Below are 23333 nucleotides of genomic sequence, written 5' to 3'. Positions count from 1 at the left end.
TTCCAACCATATAATCTTTATTTTTAAAAGAATCGTTATCTTTGCAGCCATAAAGCAGACAAAAGTTCTGTTCTATACCAGCTGATAATATATAAAACGATAATAATAGAATGGCTTTACAATGTGGTATCGTCGGACTTCCCAACGTAGGTAAGTCGACGCTTTTCAACTGTTTGTCGAATGCAAAGGCACAAGCGGCAAACTTCCCTTTTTGTACAATCGAACCGAACGTAGGTGTAATTACCGTACCCGACGAACGATTGAATAAATTAGCAGAATTGGTACACCCCAATCGCATTGTCCCCACTACGGTGGAGATCGTTGACATTGCCGGATTGGTAAAAGGTGCGAGCAAAGGCGAAGGATTAGGTAATAAGTTCCTGGCCAATATCCGCGAGACAGATGCCATCATCCATGTACTGCGCTGCTTTGACGATGAAAACGTGGTGCACGTTGACGGAAGTATCAACCCCCTGCGCGACAAAGAGATCATTGATTACGAGTTGCAACTCAAAGACCTCGATACCATCGACAGCCGTATTCAGAAAGTACAAAAACAGGCACAAACCGGTGGCGATAAGGCAGCCAAACTGATGTACGACGTACTGATACAGTACAAAGCAGCTTTGGAACAAGGCAAATCGGCACGTACCGTTACCTTCGACTCGAAAGACGAACAGAAGGCTGCACAAGAGCTTTTCTTGCTTACCAGCAAACCGGTCATGTATGTTTGCAACGTAGACGAAGCAAGCGCAGCCAACGGTAATAAATACGTAGAGATGGTACGCGAAGCAGTCAAAGACGAAAACGCAGAGATCCTTGTCGTAGCTGCCAAGACCGAATCGGATATCGCAGAGCTTGAGACATACGAAGACCGTCAGATGTTCCTTGCCGAGATCGGCTTAGAGGAGTCGGGTGTTGCCCGTCTTATCAAATCGGCCTATAAGCTATTGAATCTCGAAACCTATTTTACATCGGGTGTACAGGAAGTACGTGCCTGGACATACGAAAAGGGTTGGAAGGCTCCGCAATGTGCAGCCGTAATTCATACCGACTTCGAAAAAGGCTTCATCCGTGCGGAAGTAATCAAGTACGAGGACTTCTTGCAATATGGTTCGGAAGCTGCCGTTAAAGAAGCTGGTAAACTGGGTGTTGAAGGTAAAGAATATATCGTGCAAGATGGCGACATCATGCACTTCCGTTTCAACGTATAACCAAAAAACAATGAAATACCTCATCATAGGAACAGGAGGCGTTGGCGGTAGCATAGCCGGCTTTCTGTTTCTAGCCGGAAAAGATGTTACTTGTATCGCTCGCGGAGCACATCTCGAAGCGATACAAGCGCATGGGCTCAGACTAAAGTCCGATCTCAAAGGCGAACAAGTGTTGCCTATCAAGGCATGCAGAGCCGAGGAGTATAACGAAAAGGCAGATGTCATATTCGTCTGCGTAAAAGGATATTCCATCGATTCCATCACCGACTTGATTCGCAGAGCTTCGCACGAAGGAACCCTGGTGATTCCGATACTCAATGTATACGGCACCGGTCCGCGCATACAGCAGTTAGCCCCCGAGGCAACTGTGCTCGATGGGTGTATTTACATCGTTGGTTTTGTATCCGGAGTAGGAGAAGTAACACAGATGGGGAAGATTTTCCGTATCGTGTATGGTGCCCACAAAGGAACTGTAATCGCTCCCGAAGTACTGCAAAGCGTACAAAAGGAGTTGCAAGAAAGCGGTATTAAAGCCGATTTGTCGCCCGATATAGATCGAGACACATTCATTAAATGGTCGTTCATCTCGGCAATGGCGGTAACGGGTGCTTACTACAACGTACCCATGGGCGAAGTACAAAAGCCGGGACAGATACGGAATACCTTTATCGGACTGTCGGGCGAAAGTGCTGCTTTGGGCAAGAAACTCGGTATTGTGTTTCCCGAAGATGTAGTAACGTACAACCTCAAGATCATTGACAAACTCGCTCCGGAGAGTACCGCCTCGATGCAGAAAGACCTGCAGAAAGGCACCGACTCGGAGATACAAGGGCTGTTGTTCGACCTGATTGCCGAAGCCGAAGCACACGGAGTCGATGTGCCTACATACAGAGAAGTAGCCAAGAAATTCATTTAACACAAAGATAGCTTATGAATACCCTCTTATTATCCATCAACTGGAATCCGAATCCAGAATTGTTCAATCTGTTTGGTGCCATTTCGATACGCTATTACGGCCTGCTTTGGGCCATTGGCATCGGCTTAGCCTATATGGTTGTGCATTACCAGTACCGCGATAAGAAAATTGACGAGAAGAAATTCGAACCGCTGTTCTTTTACTGCTTCTTCGGCATCCTGATCGGTGCACGTTTGGGTCACTGCCTGTTCTACGATCCCGGCTATTACCTGAATCACTTCTGGGAGATGATTCTTCCGGTTAAGTTTCTTCCTGACGGTGGGTGGAAGTTCACCGGATACGAAGGCTTGGCCAGCCATGGCGGTACATTGGGATTAATCATCTCTCTTTGGCTCTATTGCCGCAAAACCAAGATGAACTACATGGATGTAGTCGATATGATTGCCGTAGCAACTCCCATTACCGCTTGCTTCATCCGTTTGGCCAACCTGATGAACTCGGAGATTATCGGCAAAGCAACCGATGCACCTTGGGGATTCGTATTCGAACGAGTAGATATGATCCCTCGACACCCTGCTCAACTATACGAAGCAATCGCTTATTTCATCCTGTTCTTGGTGATGATCTTCCTGTATAAGAATTACAACAAGAAACTTCACCGTGGCTTCTTCTTCGGTCTTTGCCTCACAGCTATCTTCACTTTCCGCTTCTTTATTGAGTTCCTGAAAGAGAATCAAGTGGGCTTCGAAGACCAGATGACCTTCAACATGGGTCAATGGTTGAGCGTACCTTTCGTGCTGATAGGACTTTACTGCATGTTCTTTTACGGCAAGAAGAAGAAATGAAACACCTGATCGACATAGAGACGTGGGAGAGAAAGGACAACTACAATTTCTTCCGCGATTTTATCAATCCGACCATCTCCATCACTTCCGAAGTTGCCTGTGGAGGAGCTAAGGCACGTGCCAAAGAGAGAGGGCAATCCTTCTTTCTGCACTACCTGTATGCGATCCTGAATGCAGCTAATGAGGTGAAGGAATTCCGTTTCCGCATTGATCGCAGCGGAAATGTAGTGTACTACGACAAGATCGATGTACTCACTCCGATTAAGGTCGACGAGCAGGGGCATTTCCATACCGTACGCATCCCTTATCATAAAGACTTTGCCACTTTTTACCGGGAGGCACAAGCCATTATCCAACACCTGCCTACAGAAAGCAAGCCATATTCTTCGGAAGAGCAAGGAGCCGACAACGATGATTTTGACATAATACTGCTCAGCGCCACGCCCGACCTGTATTTCACTTCCATTACAGCCACACAAGAGTTCCGGCACGGCAGCAACTATCCGCTCATGAATGCAGGCAAAGCCGTTGTCCGGGACAATAAACTGGTAATGCCCATCGCAATGACGGTTCATCACGGATTCATAGACGGACACCACTTCACACTCTTCTTTAAGAAAGTGGAAGAATTCCTAAACGAATAAGCAATTACCGTAACCACTTAAATCAACCGATTCTTATGAAAACCCACACACTCTTTACATCCATCCTTTTGCTTCTTTTCGGAGTCTCCCTTTCGGCACAAGACCTAAGCGGACAATGGTTAGGCACTTTGCAACTGCCGATGGGAAAGCTCAGGCTCGTCTTTCACCTCTCACCCAAAGCCGACGGGTATACCGCCACGATGGATAGTCCCGATCAGGGTGCCAAAGGCATACCCGTTAGCCTCGTAACCTTCCATGCTCCTACACTGACCCTCGAGGTAGCCGCCGCCCAAATCAAATACACGGGCACTTACGAGAATAACCGGATCAAAGGTACGTTCGTTCAAGGCGGCTTATCGCTCCCTCTCGAACTATCGAAAAGCAGCGAAAGCGTTCGGGCAAACCGCCCGCAGGAACCTATTGCCCCCTACCCCTACCATTCGGAAGAAGTAACGTTCGAGAACCCTAAAGCAGGTGTGAAGCTAGCCGGAACACTGACTCTGCCGCAAACAGGAAGCAATTTCCCGGTTGCCGTACTCATCACGGGTAGCGGTAAGCAGAACAGAGATGAAGAGATACTCGGACACAAACCCTTTTTAGTGATTGCCGACTACCTGACGCGCAACGGAATAGCCGTACTGCGCTACGATGACCGAGGAGTAGCCGGATCGACAGGCAATTTTGATACGGCTACCACAGCAGACTTTGCCGAAGATGCTGCCAGTGCGGTTGCCTACCTTCGAACAAGAAAGGAGATCAATCCCCACAAGATCGGTCTGATCGGCCATAGCGAAGGAGGGATGATTGCCCCCATGGTTGCTTCGGCATCGAAAGAGATCGGTTTCATCGTTTTGCTGGCAGGCGTAGGCATCAAGGGAGACGAATTGATGCTGCTTCAGAAACAACGAATCGAGGAGAAGATGGGTTATAATGCGATGCAGGTAGCATCCTCGCGGCAGTTCATGGCGGGAGCTTATCAGGTCATTACACAAACGACCGACAACGGAGCCTCCTTACGCGATTCGGTAGCTCGCTACCTTACCAGCGCATCTCTGGGAAGCCTGCCCAAAGAACAGATAACCGCCATTAGCGAGCAGATTACCACACCGTGGTTTGTCTACCTGCTACGTTTCGATCCGGCAGCGTATCTACGCAAAGTCACTTGCCCGGTACTGGCACTCAACGGAAGCAAAGACCTGCAAGTACCTCCCAAAGAGAACCTGTCGCGTATTCAAAGCAGCATTGAGAGTAACGGCAACAAACGAGTTACCACCATCGAGTTGGAAAACCTGAACCACCTCTTTCAAGAGTGCAACACGGGCTTGCCTGCCGAATATGCAACCATCGAACAGACTTGTTCGCCCCGCATGCTCGAAGCCGTCAATACATGGCTTGGCAAGCTGTGATAAAGTAAAAGGGGGAGTTTTATTTCCCCTTCACAATCTTCTTAATATCGTTCAGCTTATTCAGTGCTTCGAGGGGAGTCAGGTTATTCACATCGAGGTTCAATATCTCGTCGCGTATCTGACACAAAATAGGATCATCAAGCTGGAAGAAACTTAACTGCATTCCATCGCGGTGCTCGCTCACCTCCTTCAACGGTTTGCCCGATACGCCTTGCTGGCGGTTGTCGGCCTCCAACTGCTTCAGAATATCGCCGGCACGTTTCACAATGCTCTTCGGCATACCCGCCATTTTAGCCACGTGGATACCGAAGGAGTGTTCGCTTCCGCCCCGTTCGAGCTTGCGCACAAAGATCACTTTGTTGTCGACCTCTTTGACCGATACATTGTAGTTTTTGATACGCTTGAAGGTCTTTTCCATCTCGTTCAGCTCGTGGTAGTGTGTGGCGAAGAGCGTGCGTGCCTTGGCTTTGGCATGCTCGTGAATGTACTCCACAATGGCCCAGGCAATCGAGATACCATCATAGGTCGATGTGCCGCGCCCCAACTCATCAAACAGAATGAGGCTGCGCGAAGAGACGTTGTTCAGGATATCCGCCGCTTCGTTCATCTCGACCATAAAAGTAGACTCTCCCACCGAGATGTTATCGCTCGCTCCCACACGGGTAAATATCTTATCGACCATACCAATGTGTGCCTGTTCGGCAGGTACGAACGAGCCGATCTGTGCCAACAGCGTAATCAGTGCCGTTTGGCGCAACAAGGCCGACTTACCCGCCATGTTCGGACCGGTAATGATAATGATCTGCTGCGTGGAGCTGTCGAGCATCACATCGTTGGCAATGTATTTCTCGCCTATGGGCAATTGCTTCTCAATCACCGGGTGGCGTCCCTGCCGAATATCGAGCACATCGCTATCAGCAATCACAGGACGTATGTAACGGTTCTCGCGCGCCACATTGGCAAAGGAGAGCAAACAGTCAATGCGTGCTATCTGATTGGCATTGATCTGTATCGCAGGGATAAACTCACTCAACGCCTGCACCAGTTCATTATAGAGCCGCGTTTCGAGTACCAGGATTTTATCCTCCGCACCCAGAATCTTCTCTTCATACTCCTTTAGCTCCTGCGTAATGTATCGCTCGGCATTGACCAATGTCTGTTTGCGAATCCACTCCTGCGGCACTTTGTCCTTGTGTATGTTGCGCACCTCGATGTAGTAGCCGAACACACTGTTGTAGGCAATCTTCAAACTCGGAATACCCGTCAGTTCACTTTCGCGCTGCTGTATCTTAAGGAGGTAGTCCTTGCCCGAATAAGCAATCTGGCGCAACTCGTCGAGTTCTTCGTTGACTCCACTCTTAATCACCCCTCCTTTGTTAATCAGCAGCGGCGGATCGTTATTAACCTCCTTATCAATTTGCTGGCGAATGGCCAGACAGAGGTTCAACTGCTCGCCTATCAGGTTCAAACTGGCGTTGTCGGCTTGCAAGCAAGCCTGCTTAATGGGTTCGATGGCTTGCAGGGCAATTTTCAATTGCACCACCTCGCGGGGCGATACACGGCCAACGGCTACCTTGGAGATGATACGCTCCAAGTCGCCTATCAGGTGTAACTGGTCTTCGATCAGCTCCTTAAAGTCGGGTTGGCGGAAGAAGTACTCGACCACATTCAAGCGGTCGTTGATCGGTTTCTCTTCTTTCAGCGGAAAGACCATCCAGCGTTTCAGCAAACGAGCTCCCATGGGGCTGATGGTGCGGTCTATTACGTTCAGCAGGCTACTACCGCCATCGTTCATGCTGCCAATCAGCTCCAGACTGCGCACGGTAAACTTGTCCAGACGCACGTACTTGTCCTCTTCAATGCGCGAGAGCGAGGTGATGTGCCCGATTTGCGTATGTTGCGTCATGGTGAGGTACTGAAGAATGGCACCCGAAGCGATGATACCGTTCTTCAACGGCTCTACGCCAAATCCTTTCAGATTCTTCGTTTCGAAGTGCTTCAGCAGTTTCTCGCGCGAGCTGGTTTCGGTAAACACCCAGTCTTCGAGCTCGAAGGTGAAGAATTTGCTTCCGAAATTGCCCTCGAACATGCCTCGCTTGCCTCGTTCGAAGAGTACCTCTTTAGGGGCGAAGTTGTTGAGCAGTTTATCCACGTAGTCGAAGCTGCCTTCGGCAGTCATAAACTCACCCGTAGAGATATCGAGAAAGGCTACGCCGCATCCCGTTTTACCGAAATGAACCGCAGCAAGAAAGTTATTTTCTTTGTAATTAAGTATATTGTCGTTGATCGAAACCCCCGGCGTAACCAATTCGGTTATGCCTCGCTTCACGAGTTTCTTTGTCAGTTTGGGATCTTCTAGCTGATCGCAGATGGCTACCCGCTTACCGGCGCGAATGAGTTTGGGCAGGTACGTATCGAGTGCATGGTGCGGAAAACCGGCCATCTCAATGGTTTTTCCTTTACCATTGGCACGTTTGGTCTGGGTGATACCCAGTATCTCGGCAGCTATGATTGCATCGGTCGAATAGGTCTCGTAGAAGTCTCCACACCTGAACAGCATCACTGCATCGGGGTGTTTTGCTTTGAGCTCGATGAACTGCTTCATCATGGGAGTCAGTTCTATGTCGTTGTATACCGTCGTCTTCTCTTCCATATTAAAATTGCATTGTTGGTTGCATCGTTAAGAAGACAAAGATACAGATTTCTCTGTTATCATGCTGCAACGTAGGGAGAGTTATTAGTTATTTATAAGAGTACGTATTCTTGCCGGACAAGAATACGTATTTAACGCAGTGTTAAATAGTATATTAACACTGCGTTAAATACGTTCTCTTTCGACGCATCAAGTAAATTCAATAAACAACTGATTATCAGATAGTAACAAACAACAAAAAAGAGGTATTACACCGGAATATAGTCGAGTTTGATAACAATCACCCGAATGCTTTGATCCTCCTTATCGGTAGCAATCTTGGCAATGTGCCAATCATCGGGGAAGAAGAGAAAAAACTCTCCGGGCACAGAATCGATAAAAGTTGTTTTGGCAGGATCGAAGTCATAGTAAATAGCATCCCGCTCTTCGTTATAAGCACAGTTAGGGGTAGAACTAGCATGATCTAACAGGCCGAAACGCTCGGTTCCTTTAACCACATACTGCAAATCGATATGTTTGCGGTGTGCTTCAGAGCCTCTTTTTGCCAACGGCTCGTTGAAACTATCTTCGACCGAAACGACCATTGAAGTTCCTTCGATGGGGTATCGCCCCTTCGCAATTGCTGTTAAATCGTGCGTGGCCAACCAGCGAAAAGCGGCTTTCCATTGCGCCGTATTGGCTTCGTACTGGGTTTTAAACTCAGCCATGCGGGTAGATTGATGCGGTTTGGCCTTTAAACCTTCGTTCCAAACACCTGACCGCACCCACTTTCGCACAGAAACTGACTTCTCCTTCGAGGTTGTTTTCTCCTTTTTACCTCCCTGAACCGGGGCAGGCAGACATAACAGCACCAAACAGGCAACTGTACATAACCATTGAATGTGTTTCATTTTGAATATATCTTTACATTTCAAATAATTTCAAACCTCATCGAACCTTCGGACTGATTCCGTCAACCTGCATACCGATCTTCCAACACCATTGCATAGCACTCATGATCGTACACCACACCGTTGTATAACTGCTCGGAAAGTGCCAATCGACCTTCGTAGTGAAAGCCTAATTTGGCAATCACTCTCTTGCTTCGCTCATTGAACGGATAGCAATAAACCGAAATCAATCGAAGTTGCAATACCTCGCGCCCGTAATGAATCAATGCCGCTGCCGCCTCGGTTGTATATCCACACCCCCAATACGCTTCGTCAATGGCATATCCGAGCATTTTGACTTTGTCGTATTGCCGCTTGCGGTCTTCGACCAAACCTATGGTACCGATAAGTTTACCGGTTGCTTTGAGAACGATGCCGAATACACCTTCCTGTCCTACAAAAATGACTTCCATCAACTCACGGGTCTCTTCTATACTTTCATGGGGTTTCCAACCGGCATTGGGACCTACATTCTCATTTTTCGAGTATGCATAAATCGCTTCCGTGTCATCCAAAGTAATGGGGCGCAACAGTAATCGTTCTGTTTCTATCCGTATATCCTCTTTCATACCATCCATAAATTAGGTTATAATGAGGCAAATGTAAGCATAAGCTTCACTCAAACTATTAACAACCCACATAAATTTCTTAAAGCATGTTATAAAACACCTGTTTTTATTTGTTTTATTTGGAGATTCATTCAAAACCCGTATCTTTGCACTGTGTTTTTCATAGTATTAGATTTAAGGTTAACAAAGGTTGGAGCAAGGCGTTGCTCCTTTTTTTATTTTATACCCTTTGCTTTCGGGCTGGCTTTCATGATATAAACCAGCTTTCCTCCTTTTACAATCTCCGAGTGATCGATATAATTCTTCTTATACAGTTTACCGTTCAGGTATATCTTATCCACGTATTTATTCTCTTTCGATAATCCCTGCGCTTCAATGGTGAAGGTTTTTCCGTTGGGCATACGCAATGCGAACTTAGGCATCTGCGGTGCACCGAACACGTATTGTGCACTAACGGGATCGACCGGATAGAAGCCCATGGCCGACAACATATACCAAGCCGACATCTGTCCGCAGTCGTCATTGCCGCAAAGGCCGTCGGGTTTATTGAGGTATTGCGTATCAAAGATCTCTCGCACCAGCTCCTGTGTACGTTCGGGACGACCGGCCAATGCATATAGGTAGGTGATGTGGTGGCTGGGCTCGTTGCCATGCGCGTATTGTCCGATAAGCCCTGTCACATCTGCCAAAGAACCTTCCAGTTTGATGGTAAACAATGAGTCGAGTTTGGCAAGGAAAGGTTTCTCGCCACCCATCAGGCGGATCAACCCTTTGACATCGTGCTGTACATGCCAGGTATATTGCCAGGCGTTTCCTTCGGTATAGTCGCCTCCCGAGCTTTCGGCATGTGCCAGATCGCTGGGGTTGAAAGGTGTTTTCCAGCTTCCGTCGCTGTTGCGCGGACGCATAAACTTCGTTGTGGGGTCGAAGAGGTTCTTATAGAAATCGGCACGACGGGCAAAGTAAGCTGCATCTTCTTTCTTACCCATGAGTCGCGCCATATCGGCGGCGGCATAATCATCATATACCGACTCTAAGGTCGAAGACACCGATTCGGCAGGTGTTTTATCGGCAGGCAGGTAACCATACTTCATATAGTCTTCCCAGTTCGATTTTAGTTTGTGCGAAACAGTCTGCGTGTTCTTAACAGCAGCAAATGCTCGCTCTGCATCAAAGCCGCGAAACCCTTTGTGATAGGCTTCGGCTACGATGGAAACGGCATGATTGCCGATCATACAATAATTCTCCTGTCCCCACAATGCCCAAATAGGCAGAAAGCCCTGTACTTCGGCTTGTGCGACCATGGAGCGCACAAATGCATCTACCTTATCGGGTACGAGCAGGGTATAAAAAGGATGGGCAGCACGATACGTATCCCAGCACGAGAAGGTTGAGTAATACTCTCCTCCTTCGGCTTTGGCCAGTTCGTGTTTGGCGTTGCGGTAGGTTCCATCTACATCGGCTATGTTGTTGGGTTGTATCAAAGTGTGATAAAAGGCAGTGTAGAAGTTTGTTTTTTCATCCGGCGTGCCTTCTACATCGATGCGAGACAGGTAGCTGTTCCAGTGTTTGTCGGCAGCATCCACCACCTTGTCAAAACCCCATCCCGGAAGTTCTGCCTGCATATTACGCTCGGCTCCTTCGACCGAAGCCGAAGAGAGTGCTACTTTCATTTCCAAGGTTTCGCCGGGCTTCATATCAAAAGAGAGGAGCATTTTATTGCCGCGTTCGGTTTCTTGCAACGGCAGATTCGTCATCCGTTTCATGGGACGATTGAAGGTCATCACGAAATAGACGTCTTTCGTGACCCACACCTTGTTGCGAATATGACCGGAGAGGGTATGATCGTTTTCCCAGTTTACCTCGCAAGCCAGTACGTGCGAGTGGTACTGCTTCTCGTTCCACGCCGGACCATGTTGCAAATCGACCAACACAGCAGCCGAATCGGCTTTCTGATACGTATAACGGTGATAGGCGGCATGGGTGGTAGCGGTCAATTCGGCTTTTACACCGGGCTCGTCGAGCATCACTGTATAATAACCGGGGCGGGCACTCTCCGTCTCTTTGCGAAACGAACTGCGATAGTCTTTCCGGTTCTTATCAGCCGTTACGGGCATCACGAGAATATCGCCCAAGTCCATACAGCCCGTTCCGTTGAGATGGGTTTGCGTAAAGCCCCAGATGCGACTATCTTTATAGATGTATTCCGAACAGTAGTTCCATCCCACTGCACCGGTCACGGGGCTGGTCTGTATCAGCCCAAAAGGAACACAAGCTCCGGGAAAGGTATGACCGTTGTCGGCTGCACCGATAAAGGGGTTTACATACTGTGTATAACTCTCTTGTGCAAAGGCCGCAAGCGGAAGAGCACAGGCGACTATCATCAGATAGCCAATCTTTCGTATTGATTTTATCATGCCGTTTTTATTGAGGTTGCCATAATTGGTAACAAAAATAATTTTTAAAGCTGACACTCACAACAAAACGATTCACTAATGACACCGAAGAGTAAGTAAAAGAATGTAAACGCATATTCGAGATAGTGCTTCATCTCTTAATAACCCGCATAATTTTCTTAAAGCATGTTATAAAACACCTTTTTTTATTTGTTTTATTTGGAGATTCATTCAAAACCCCTACCTTTGCAATGTGTTTTTCATAGTATTAGATTTAAGGTTAACAAAGGTTGGAGCAAGGCGTTGCTCCTTTTTTTATTTTATACCCTTGCATCTCAACTCGTTACCATCCTTATCAACGGGATAAAGAGCACCTTCTTTATCCAACCGTTCGATCATAGCGGTCAGCATCTCTTTCAATTTCTTAGGTTCGGCTTGTGCCAAGTTGGTCGATTCAATCGGATCGTTTGCCAGATTATACAGTACACAATCGGGGTTCTCGGGTGTCTGGGGATTATAGTGATAAATCAACTTCCAGTCTCCCTTGCGGAAAGTCGTGAAGTAGCTGCCCCTGTGTGCGTGGGGGAAGTGCATCAAGAACTCCTGTCGGTGACTTCGGTCGGCTTTGCCTTTAAGCAACGTTTTCAGGTTGGATCCGTCGAGCACATACCCTTTGGGAACGTTGACACCTGCCACAGAGAGAACGGTCGGATAAATATCCATCACAGTACCCATTTGGGTTTGCACACCATGTGATGCAATGGGGAAACGTTTTTGAAACGGATTGTTTTTATTGACACTTGCCCACGAAGCGATAAACGGCACACGAACACCTCCTTCAAACTCGGAACCTTTTTTGCCTTTCAAGGGAGCCGAAGAACCATAGTCGGCTGCTTCGCCCAACGGTGCATCTCCCCCATTATCACCCAAGAAGAGAATCAAGGTGTTTTCGGCTACACCCAGTTCAACGAGCTTGTCCATCAAATCGCCCAACGACTTATCCATTCCCTCGATCAGCGTGGCAAAGGCTTTGGCTTGCTGGCTCTTGGAAGGGTCGGTGTATCGCCCGATAAAGCGTTCGTCGGTTTCAAAAGGAGAGTGCACGGCATAGTGTGCCATGTTGAGGTAGAACGGTTGCTTCTCAGCTACCGCCTTGGCTATCTCCTTACCGGCTTCGAGCGTCAATGCATCCGACAAAAAAGTTTGGGTACCGTGGTAGGCTTCCAGATCGGGCACGGCACGTGCTTTTTCCCCTTTGATCCATCCGTAGCCATTTTCGCCATGATAGCTTCCGGGGTGTCCGATGGAAGAACCGGCTATGTTTACATCGAAGCCCAGGTTCTTGGGGTCTTCGCCTTCGCTATGCTGACAACCGAAGTGTGCCTTGCCCACATGAATGGTCTTATAACCGGCCTCTTGCAACAGACGAGGGTAGACTTTATCGGCACGGGTAAGCCCTTTCCAGTTCCAGTCGGGTGGCCCGAAGGGAGTACGATTGTTGCTTTCGGCATTGATCCAATTCGTAGTACGATGACGAGTAGCATTCTGTCCGGTAAGGATAGAAGTACGAGACGGCGAACTAACGCTCTGCGCGTAGAAGGTAGAAAAGCGAATGCCCTGTGCAGCCAATCGCTCCATCTGGGGAGTATGATACCAATCGTTCAACGGTTGGCGAACGGGGTTTCCCTGTGCGTCGGTCATAAAAGGAACCGAAGTATCCATCAATCCCATGTCATCGACCAGGAAAACAATAATATTGGGGCGATCTTGTGCCCATGCGACCGATAAGCAAGCAGTGCTTACGAATGCTCCTGCTGTACAGAGAGCTTTTCTCATTGTGTTTGTCATTGCAAGTGTAAATTAGTGTTATTAGAATAATTTGACTATCAATTAAGTACGCAAAGATATAATAATTATATGAAAAAAAGTTTCTCCTTTCATGTCTTTTCTAATCGAAGCAATCAAATGGATGACACAGGAAGAAATGAAAATTAAAAGACCCAAAGGATTTGAGTTTAGCCAACAAAAGGCTACCTTTGTACCATCAACACGGCATAGCTAACATGCTTATAACCTGATAAGAAAAGAATCTTACTATAATGAAAATGTATCGATCTATTGTTTTATGGTGTTGCCTGCTTTCAGTGAGCTTCGGGCTTCACGCACAGACGCTAACAAGCCCCGCACACGAAAAGCGGATGGAGTGGTTTGACCAGGCTAAGTTAGGTATTTTTATTCATTGGGGCATCTATGCCGTCAATGGCGTATCCGAGAGTTGGTCGTTTTTTAACAACTACCTGCCCTACCCTGAGTATATGAACCAGATGAAAGGCTTCACTGCCTCGAAGTATAACCCCAAAGAGTGGGTCGACCTCATCAAAGAGAGCGGCGCCCGCTATACGGTTATTACCACCAAGCACCACGACGGAGTGGCTTTGTGGGACACCAAAGCCGGACAACTCAGTACCGTAAAGGGAACACCTGCTGCACGCGACCTCATCTCTCCCTTTGTGAAAGAGGTACGCAAACAGGGGTTGAAGCTCGGTTTCTACTATTCGCTGCTCGACTGGTCGCACCCCGACTATCCAAACAAAACCCGCACAGAGGTACGCTACCGGAACGATCCCGAACGTTGGGCGCGTTTCGTTACCTTCAACTTTGCCCAGCTGACTGAACTGAACAAAGGGTGGAAGCCCGACTTGTACTGGTTTGACGGCGATTGGGAGCAAAGTGCCGAAGCATGGAAGTCGAAAGAGATTGTCGAACTGCTTCGCTCTACCAACCCCGAAGTCATTATCAACTCGCGTATACAAGGATACGGCGATTACGCCACCCCCGAACAGGGAGTGCCCGTGGTGCGTCCTACCGACCGCTACTGGGAACTCTGTATGACCATGAACGACTCGTGGGGCTACCAGCATGCCGACAGTAACTATAAAACTCCGACCATGTTGCTACGTACCTTTGTCGACTGCCTGAGCATGGGCGGCAACCTCTTGCTTGACATCGGCCCGAAGGAAGACGGAACCATCCCCGAAGAACAGGTAGCCACGCTCAAAGCATTCGGGCGATGGACAGCCAAACACAAAGAGGCCATCTACGAGACTCGTGCAGGCATCCCTACCGAACATTTTCAAGGATATACCACGCTAAATAAAGCGGGCGATATTCTCTATCTCTACCTGCCTTATCGCCCCAATGACCCCATCGAGGTGAAGGGACTTATCAATAAGGTAAACCGCGTATGGGTAGTAGGTAACGGAACGATGCTACCGTGGAAGATACACAATAAGAACTATTGGAGCGATGTGCCGGGCAACTTGTATATCGATGTGCCCGAACGCGTACAAGATGAAGAGATCACCGTTCTGGCCGTATTGCTCGACGGTCCCATCAAACTGTACCGAGGCGTAGGCAAAGTGATTGAAAGCAACTAATACATAGACCATAATTAAGAATGAAAAAACAAGTTTTCCTGGCCGCTATGGCCTTACTGGTAAGTCTCTCCGGAGCAGCGCAAAACCTGCTGGCGAAGTATGAGCGCACCCTTACCCTACCGTTGGGTTACGTCTGTTACCGTACAGCCGAACCACTGAAAATAGATGGTAAGCTAAAAGAAGCATCGTGGCAGAAGGCTGAGTCGACCACCCCTTTTGTCGATATCAGTGGCAAAGGCTTTGCCAAACCTATTTACAACACACAAGCCAAGATGCTGTGGGACGACACCTATCTGTACGTAGCCGCCACCTTGCAAGAGCCCGACATCAAAGCTCGGCTGACGCAACGTGATACGATCATCTACCACGACAACGACTTCGAGGTATTTCTCGATCCCGATGGTGACGGACACCAATACTACGAGATTGAAACCAACGCACGCGGAGTCATCTTCGATCTTATGCTCGACCGTCCCTACCGCAGCGGTGGTAACTTCCTCGTACAGTGGGACTGTCCGGGATTGAAAACCGCTATCTACTGTGACGGAACGCTCAATAAATCGAAAGATACCGACCGCCAATGGATAGTAGAGATGGCTATCCCTCGCGCCGCACTAACCAAGAACTTCACCAACCCACTGCAAGCAGGCAACTACTGGCGCGTTAACTTCTCGAGAGTACAATGGCTCAAAGCCGGCGGCCCCGAAGAGAACTGGGTATGGAGCCCCACCGGAAAGGTGGACATGCACATGCCCGACCGTTGGGGATTTGTGTATTTCTCGAACCATACCGTAGGCAGTACCCAAGAGGCCTTCGCCTATCCGTACAACATGGCAGCCTACCAACTGCTCTGGGCAATGTTCTACACACAACAAGACCAATATGCGAAAGAGAAGAACTACCTGCGTGCGAAAGAGAATTTCTTCTTCACCGAGGCAGATCTAAAAGGATTGCCCCAAGGAGCCGAAATATCGGTAGAGGCCACCGCCAATACCTACCTGATGAGCATTACGCTTCCGCAAGAAAAGGTACGTTATGTAATCAATCAAGAAGGACGCTTCAGCAAAGAGTCGATCCCCGCACGTCAAGTTAAAAACTGGTTGTGGACACGCATCAATAAAAACAAGAGCGACAAAGAGTACCAACAATGGTTTGCCTTGCTCAAAGAGTGCGGCATCAGCGGTGTGATGTTCGAGGGATACGATGAAAAACTCTATCGCCTATGCAAAGAAGCCGGACTCGAGGCACACTATTGGAAGTGGACCATGAACCGCTCCGAACTACTTAAAGTACATCCCGATTGGTTCGCAGTGAACCGCAACGGAGAGTCATCGTTCGACAAACCGGCATACGTGGACTACTACCGTTTCTTGTGCCCCAACCACGAGGGCGTAGCCCAATACTTGGCAGAGGATTATGTAAAAGAGGCCAACAAGCCCTATGTAGACGGTGTGCACCTCGACTATGTGCGCTTCCCCGACGTAGTGTTGCCCGTTAGCCTATGGAAAAACTACGGCATTGAGCAAACCTCCGAACTGCCTCAATACGACTATTGCTACTGCGAGGTATGCAGAGCGAAGTTCAAGAAAATCACCGGACAGGATCCGTTAGACCTCAAATACCCGATGGAGAGCCAATCGTGGATTAACTTCCGTCTCGATGCCATAACAGGCGTAGTAGACCAAATCACCAAAGCGGTGAAAGGTGATGGAAAGAACATCTCGGCTGCCGTATTCCCCGGCCCGTCGATGGCACGCAAAATGGTACGTCAGGACTGGGGCAATTGGTCGCTCGATGCCTACTTCCCAATGATCTACAACGGATTCTACAACGAAGGTCCGGCATGGATCGGCCGTTCGGTCAAGGAGAGTGTAGAAGCGGTAAACGGCCGTGCCAAGGTATATGCCGGCTTGTTCTTCCCCGATATCAAAGGTGACTTTGAAGAGGCACTCGACGAAGCCTTCGACAACGGTGCTTCGGGCGTTTCTTTCTTCGACGGACCCGACGAAGCCTATCTGCACCGCCTGAAAAGCTATCTCGACAAAAGAGGTTTTGAAGTAAAGAAATAAAACAAATAACAGATACATACTTTATCAACAGATGAATAAAAATTTATACATACTATTAATAGCGCTTCTTAGCGCATCAATGGCATGGGCAGGTAAACACAAGGAGTTACCTGCCAAAGGCGACCAAACGGTTCGTGTTTTCGAGAAAACAAACGTACGCTTTGTACCCGGCATCTATCCCGGCAATTACAACGAGGCCGACAGCATGGGTATCTATCACTTGGTCAACGGACGAATCATCGTCAAAAAGATTACCCTCCCCGATTACAAACGCAACGTATCGGTGAAACTCAAACTAACCCTCGCCTCGAATGGCGATCGTTGGGACAAGTCGGGCTCATGTTTCGTACTGCCCGCCTCATCAGCCATCAATTTGTTGAACATAGCCAAGGGCGATGCCAAGTTTCCGAAGATCGACTCGCTCAAACTAGAAAACATGAATGGAATCATTGCCGGAAAAGACTATCAACCCACTGTGGAGTTGATGCGTTTCATGACTCCCTTCGGTGTGGGGCATTACAGCAACAATGAAGATACGCTGACCAGCAAGCGTCGTCCGGTCTATATCCCCAAATGGGAAAAACAGGTGCAATGGGAACAAGACATCACCGATCTCTATCCGTTGCTCAAGGGCGAAGCCTATGTAGGTGTGTTCATTGATACCTGGACACCCGAAGGCTACGTAGTGAGCATGGAACTGGATGTAAAGGAGAGCAAAATAACCTGCAATCCACTGCCCAAGCGTCATGTAGAGCCGTTGATGAATACGGTGTATTACATTGGTCAGTCGTATCCCGATATCTTTTCGCGCAAGGATGTGAGCACTGAGTTCACCGTGCCCAAAGGAGCCAAGAACGTTCGCTTGAAGTACGTAGTTACCGGTCATGGAGGCCATAGCGGTGGCGACGAGTTTGTAGAGAAACGCAACATCCTCTCTATCGACGGACGTGAGGTGATGAACTTCATTCCTTGGAGAGATGATTGTGCTTCGTTCCGCCGCTTCAATCCGGCTACGGGCGTTTGGCTGATTAAGCGCAAAGCCTCTTATATCGGCGAGAAAGGATATGCCGAGAAGGAAGTAGAAGAGCCCTTGGCATCGTCGGATTTGTCGCGCTCGAACTGGTGTCCCGGTTCGGATGTATGGCCCGAAGAGGTGGCATTGGGAACTTTATCACCCGGCAAACACACATTTAGCGTTAGCATTCCCGAAGCACAGAAAATCAAAGGCAACGAACTGAACCACTGGTTAGTATCGGCCTACTTGGTGTGGGAGGAATAAAATATAAAAAAGAGTATCCTTTTTGCCCCGAAAGCAATAGCTTTTCAAAGCGGAAAGGATACTCTTTCATTTTCTAGACCATACCTTCTTATCATTGAATCTAAAATAAATATTTAGTCATTTATTTTCGTAAAACAAATAAATCCATTCGTTACCCGAAAGTAAGTCGACAAGTAGATTGAAAACAGACACATCCCACACTACACACCAAGCGACTAAATCTAAATCAATTTCTACAAGAACGTGCATATAGTGGCGTTACAATTCAAAATACTATCCATAAATAAAAAGATAGCTCATTTTTGATTGATTTATCCACATAATACCCCTCTCCATTCGCGAGCTTTAGGCTCCAAAACATAAAATCCTCTCACTAACAGTGTGTAATCTAAAATAATCATGTAAATTTGTTCCCTAAAATAAGAAACAACTATAAATCACTATAAAATAGAAGGATCACCGCTATGGAATATAATTTTAGGGAGATTGAAAAGAAGTGGCAAAAGCAGTGGGTAGAGCAAAAAACCTACCAGGTAACCGAAGATGCATCGAAAGAGAAGTTCTATGTACTCAATATGTTCCCCTACCCATCGGGTGCAGGGCTACATGTGGGACATCCGCTTGGATACATCGCCTCGGACATTTACGCTCGCTACAAACGTCTCAAAGGCTTCAACGTACTCAACCCGATGGGGTATGATGCTTACGGTCTACCTGCCGAACAATATGCCATCCAAACCGGACAACACCCTGCTATCACGACGGTAAAGAACCTCGACCGATACCGCGAGCAGTTGGATAAGATTGGTTTCTCCTTCGACTGGAGCCGTGAAATACGTACCTGCGACCCTGAATATTATCAGTGGACTCAATGGGCATTCATGCAGATGTTCAACAGCTATTACTGCAACGACGAGAAACAGGCACGCCCCATCAGCGAGCTGATTGCCGCATTCGAGCAAAATGGAACCGAAGGTATGAATATCGCTCAGGGCGAAGAACTGACCTTCAGTGCCGCCGAATGGAAAGCAAAAAGCGAAAAGGAACAACAAGAGATACTGATGAACTACCGCATCGCCTATCTGGGCAATACGATGGTAAACTGGTGTCCGGAATTGGGTACGGTGCTTGCCAACGACGAGGTGGTAGACGGCGTATCCGAACGTGGCGGACATCCGGTGATTCAGAAAGTGATGCGCCAATGGTGCTTGCGCGTATCGGCCTATGCCCAACGCCTGCTCGACGGACTCGACACGGTGGAGTGGACCGACTCGCTTAAAGAAACGCAACGCAACTGGATTGGTCGCTCGGAAGGTGCCGAGATGAACTTCAAAGTGAAGGATTCGGATATCGAATTTACCATCTTCACCACCCGTGCCGATACAGTGTTCGGAGTAACCTTCATGGTACTAGCTCCCGAAAGCGAACTGACTCCGCTACTGACCACTGCCTCTCAACAAGCCGAAGTGGACGCTTATCTCGAACGCACCAAGAAGCGTACCGAGCGCGAACGTATTGCCGATCGCAGCGTAAGCGGCGTATTCTCGGGCAGTTACGCCATTAATCCACTGACCAATGAAGCGATCCCTGTCTATATCAGTGATTATGTATTGGCCGGTTATGGTACAGGTGCTATCATGGCCGTACCTGCACATGATGGTCGCGACTATGCTTTTGCCAAGCACTTCAACCTCGAGATACGTCCCCTCATCGAAGGCTGCGACGTAAGCGAAGAGAGCTTCGATGCCAAAGAGGGTATCATGATGAACTCTCCCCGCCCCGGTGCTGCCGAAGGCGGACTGGTACTGAACGGCCTATCGGTCAAAGAGGCTATTGCCAAAACAAAAGAATACATTAAAGCCAGTGGATTGGGTCGTGTAAAGGTCAACTTCCGTTTGCGCGATGCCATTTTCTCACGTCAACGTTATTGGGGTGAACCATTCCCGGTTTACTACAAAGACGGAATGCCTTACATGATCGACGAAAGCGCACTGCCGCTCGAACTACCCGCTGTGGCGAAATTCCTGCCTACCGAAACGGGTGAACCTCCATTGGGACATGCCACCAACTGGGCGTGGGACACAGTGAATAAATGTGTGGTAGCCAACGAAAAGATCGATCAACAAACCATCTTCCCGCTCGAGCTCAACACCATGCCGGGCTTTGCCGGTTCATCGGCCTATTACCTACGTTATATGGACCCGCGCAACCACGAAGCATTGGTTTCCCCGACAGTAGACCAATATTGGAAGAATGTAGACCTATACGTAGGAGGAACCGAACATGCCACAGGGCACTTGATCTACTCGCGCTTCTGGAATAAATTCTTGCACGATATTCAGGTTTCAGCCGTAGAGGAGCCTTTCCAAAAGTTAGTGAATCAAGGAATGATTCAAGGACGAAGCAGTTTTGTAAATAGATTATATTCAAAGATTTTCAAAGATGGAAAAGAGGAAATTATTTCCACTAACATATTTGTTTCAAAAGATGTAGCCGAAAAGATACTTAATGGTAAATACCCCCCTTTTGAATTAGAAGAAATATTTAAAAAACAAAATATCAACTACGAAAAATCATGGTTAACTAATCAAATTATCAACCCTATAAATACAAATTTAATTCATGTAGATATAAATATGGTATCAAATGATATTTTGGATATAGATGCATTTAGAAATTGGAGACAGGAATATCATAACGCTCAATTCATTTATAATGAAGAAGGTAAATTTATATGTTCATGGGCAGTAGAGAAGATGAGTAAGTCAATGTTCAACGTAGTGAATCCCGACATGATTGTCGAGAAATACGGTGCAGATACATTGCGTATGTACGAGATGTTTCTTGGCCCTGTAGAACAATCGAAACCTTGGGATACGAACGGTATTGATGGAGTGCACCGCTTCATCAAGAAATTCTGGACACTATTCTACAACCGCAACGAAGAGTTTGTAGTCAACAATGAGCCTGCCACCAAAGAAGAACTGAAAGCACTACACAAGCTGATTAAGAAGGTATCGGGTGACATCGAGCAGTTCTCGTACAACACTTCGGTAAGTGCCTTTATGATTTGTGTCAACGAACTCTTCACGCTCAAATGCAGTAAGAAGGAGATTCTCGAACAACTCATCATTGTGCTTGCCCCCTTTGCTCCTCACGTTTGCGAAGAGTTGTGGGCAGCTATCGGTCATACTACTTCGGTGTGTGATGCTACTTGGCCGGCTTTCAACGAAGAGTACCTAAAAGAAGATGTGATTAACTACACTGTCTCTTTCAACGGTAAGGCCCGCTTCACCATGGAGTTTGCTGCCGATGCTACGAGCGAAGCTGTTCAAGCCGAGGTATTGGCTGATGAACGTTCGCAGAAGTGGATCGAAGGAAAAACACCGAAAAAGGTGATCGTAGTGCCGAAAAAGATTGTTAATATTGTAATTTAATACGCTACACGCTGCATATGAACAAACCCGATAAGTCAGACGTAATGAGAGAGTTGAGGGATTACACCTTCATCACTCTCGGCCTGATAAGCTATGCCTTAGGCTGGGCTGCCTTTCTGATTCCTTACCAGATTACCACCGGGGGAACCACCGGTATCAGTGCGATCATTTATTATTCGACCGGATTTCCCATCCAGTGGTCGTACTTCATCATCAATGCCGTACTGATGACGTTTGCTATCCGGATTCTGGGACCTAAATTTAGCATCAAGACGACCTATGCCATCTTTGTGCTTACGTTTCTGCTTTGGTTTTTCCAGTTAATCATGGTCGACGAAGTAAAGCAACCGTTGCAATTACTGGGCGAAGGGCAAGACTTTATGGCATGCATCATCGGGGCCATCATGTGTGGTATCGGATTAGGTATCGTCTTCAACAACAACGGAAGTACGGGTGGAACGGATATTATCGCAGCCATCGTTAACAAGTACAAAGACGTGACACTGGGGCGGATGATTATGTATTGCGACATCATCATCATCTCCTCGTGCTACTTCATCTTCAACGACTGGCGACGGGTTATCTTCGGTTTCGTAACCCTGTTCATCATCAGCTTCGTGTTGGACTGGATTGTCAACAGTGCCCGCCAATCGGTACAGTTCTTCATCTTCTCCAAAGATTACGAGAAGATAGCCGACCGTATCATTGTCGAAACTCACCGCGGCGTAACAGTGCTTTCGGGTACGGGATGGTACAGTAAACAAGATGTCAAGGTACTGGTGGTGCTGGCCAAAAAGAGCCAATCGCTACAAATATTCCGTTTGGTAAAGGACATCGATCCGAATGCATTCATCTCTCAAAGCTCTGTTATCGGTGTGTATGGCGAAGGGTTTGATCGATTAAAAGTAAAGTAATGAAAAAGAAACTTGTATTTGCCACCAATAATGCACACAAGCTCGAAGAGGTAACCGCCATCTTGGGCAGTAAGATCGAACTTTTATGCCTCAAAGACATCGGCTGCGAGGTCGATATACCCGAAACAGCTGATACACTCGAAGGCAATGCGATGCTTAAGGCAGCGTATATTCGAAATAACTATGGCTTAAACTGTTTTGCCGATGATACCGGACTGGAAGTTGAAGCCCTGAATGGAGAACCCGGTGTGTACTCAGCACGCTATGCTGGTGAAGACCACTGTTCGGAAGACAATATGCGCAAGCTGCTCTATAACCTCGAAGGTGTAACCAACCGTAAAGCTCAATTTCGCACGGTTATTTCATTAATTCTCGACGGAGAAACCCATTTGTTCGAAGGAATCGTAAAAGGCGAAATAACGCACGAAAAACAGGGTAATTCGGGTTTTGGTTATGATCCCATATTCAGACCCGACGGATACGAACAGACATTTGCCGAATTGGGCAATGAAATTAAAAATCAAATAAGTCACCGGGCACTTGCAGTCAGTAAGCTTTGCGATTTTTTGAAAAACATACAGTAAAAAAACAATGACTTTTACGTTCATCTTCCTATTATTCATTG

The 23333-nt window shown here is 47.6% G+C and carries 16 protein-coding genes; 11 read left to right on the top strand and 5 right to left on the bottom strand.

The features are described 5' to 3' along the window. The first annotated feature begins 110 nt into the window (after positions 1–110). Genes ychF through TY03_RS00565 form a run of 5 tightly spaced genes read left to right on the top strand, consistent with a single transcriptional unit; the run spans position 111 to position 5025 of the window. Positions 111–1214 carry a redox-regulated ATPase YchF gene (gene ychF, locus TY03_RS00585; protein ID WP_042366397.1) on the top strand — a complete coding sequence of 368 codons (1104 nt, stop codon included), beginning with the start codon at positions 111–113 and terminating at the stop codon, positions 1212–1214. Positions 1215–1224: 10 nt separating this feature from the next. Continuing rightward, on the top strand, positions 1225–2130 hold the full coding sequence (locus TY03_RS00580) for a ketopantoate reductase family protein (RefSeq protein ID WP_042366395.1): 906 nt from the start codon (positions 1225–1227) through the stop codon (positions 2128–2130). A gap of 14 nt (positions 2131–2144) precedes the next feature. Then, entirely contained in the window at positions 2145–2975 is an 831-nt protein-coding gene (lgt, locus tag TY03_RS00575) for a prolipoprotein diacylglyceryl transferase (RefSeq protein ID WP_042366394.1), read from the top strand. Then, entirely contained in the window at positions 2972–3619 is a 648-nt protein-coding gene (locus TY03_RS00570) for a chloramphenicol acetyltransferase (RefSeq protein WP_042366392.1), read from the top strand. The genes lgt and TY03_RS00570 overlap by 4 nt, the downstream gene beginning before the upstream one ends. A 35-nt stretch (positions 3620–3654) precedes the next feature. Further along, entirely contained in the window at positions 3655–5025 is a 1371-nt protein-coding gene (locus TY03_RS00565; protein ID WP_042366390.1) for an alpha/beta hydrolase family protein, read from the top strand. A 19-nt stretch (positions 5026–5044) separates the two neighbouring features. Here the strand turns inward: TY03_RS00565 and mutS are convergent, their stop codons facing one another. From mutS to TY03_RS00540, 5 genes are all read right to left on the bottom strand, one after another. Continuing rightward, positions 5045–7678: a DNA mismatch repair protein MutS gene (mutS, locus tag TY03_RS00560; RefSeq protein ID WP_042366388.1), complete on the bottom strand. Its 2634-nt coding sequence runs from the start codon at positions 7676–7678 to the stop codon at positions 5045–5047. A gap of 248 nt (positions 7679–7926) precedes the next feature. Then, complete coding sequence (locus TY03_RS00555; RefSeq protein WP_042366386.1) at positions 7927–8568, bottom strand: YhcH/YjgK/YiaL family protein; 642 nt, start codon at positions 8566–8568, stop codon at positions 7927–7929. A gap of 62 nt (positions 8569–8630) precedes the next feature. Next, a complete protein-coding gene (locus TY03_RS00550) occupies positions 8631–9185 on the bottom strand; it encodes a GNAT family N-acetyltransferase (protein ID WP_230201862.1) in 555 nt (184 codons plus the stop codon). A gap of 206 nt (positions 9186–9391) precedes the next feature. Further along, complete coding sequence (locus TY03_RS00545) at positions 9392–11593, bottom strand: GH92 family glycosyl hydrolase (protein ID WP_081713032.1); 2202 nt, start codon at positions 11591–11593, stop codon at positions 9392–9394. A gap of 294 nt (positions 11594–11887) precedes the next feature. Continuing rightward, positions 11888–13408, bottom strand: coding sequence for a sulfatase (locus tag TY03_RS00540; RefSeq protein ID WP_148335545.1), 1521 nt, complete (start codon positions 13406–13408; stop codon positions 11888–11890). Between the two features lie 263 nt (positions 13409–13671). On the opposite strand from TY03_RS00540, the gene TY03_RS00535 reads away from it, so the two are divergent. The 6 genes from TY03_RS00535 to TY03_RS00510 all read left to right on the top strand — a co-directional run bounded on the left by TY03_RS00535 (position 13672) and on the right by TY03_RS00510 (position 23292). Further along, a complete protein-coding gene (locus TY03_RS00535) occupies positions 13672–15009 on the top strand; it encodes an alpha-L-fucosidase (RefSeq protein ID WP_042366382.1) in 1338 nt (445 codons plus the stop codon). Between the two features lie 20 nt (positions 15010–15029). Continuing rightward, positions 15030–17078 (top strand): sugar-binding protein, encoded by a 2049-nt coding sequence (locus TY03_RS00530; protein WP_042366380.1) that lies wholly within the window; start codon positions 15030–15032, stop codon positions 17076–17078. A 31-nt stretch (positions 17079–17109) separates the two neighbouring features. Continuing rightward, positions 17110–18357 (top strand): PNGase F N-terminal domain-containing protein, encoded by a 1248-nt coding sequence (locus TY03_RS00525; protein ID WP_042366379.1) that lies wholly within the window; start codon positions 17110–17112, stop codon positions 18355–18357. Between the two features lie 464 nt (positions 18358–18821). Further along, positions 18822–21794: a leucine--tRNA ligase gene (locus tag TY03_RS00520; RefSeq protein WP_042366376.1), complete on the top strand. Its 2973-nt coding sequence runs from the start codon at positions 18822–18824 to the stop codon at positions 21792–21794. Positions 21795–21811: 17 nt separating this feature from the next. Then, complete coding sequence (locus TY03_RS00515) at positions 21812–22708, top strand: YitT family protein (protein WP_042366374.1); 897 nt, start codon at positions 21812–21814, stop codon at positions 22706–22708. Continuing rightward, positions 22708–23292 (top strand): non-canonical purine NTP diphosphatase, encoded by a 585-nt coding sequence (locus TY03_RS00510; protein WP_042366372.1) that lies wholly within the window; start codon positions 22708–22710, stop codon positions 23290–23292. Before TY03_RS00515 ends, TY03_RS00510 begins: the two co-directional genes overlap by 1 nt. Positions 23293–23333 lie beyond the last annotated feature (41 nt).

The sequence above is a fragment of the Bacteroides neonati genome (genome assembly GCF_000499785.1).
Classification (GTDB): Bacteria; Bacteroidota; Bacteroidia; order Bacteroidales; family Bacteroidaceae; genus Bacteroides; species Bacteroides neonati.
This window is presented reverse-complemented; position numbering and strand designations above follow the sequence as displayed.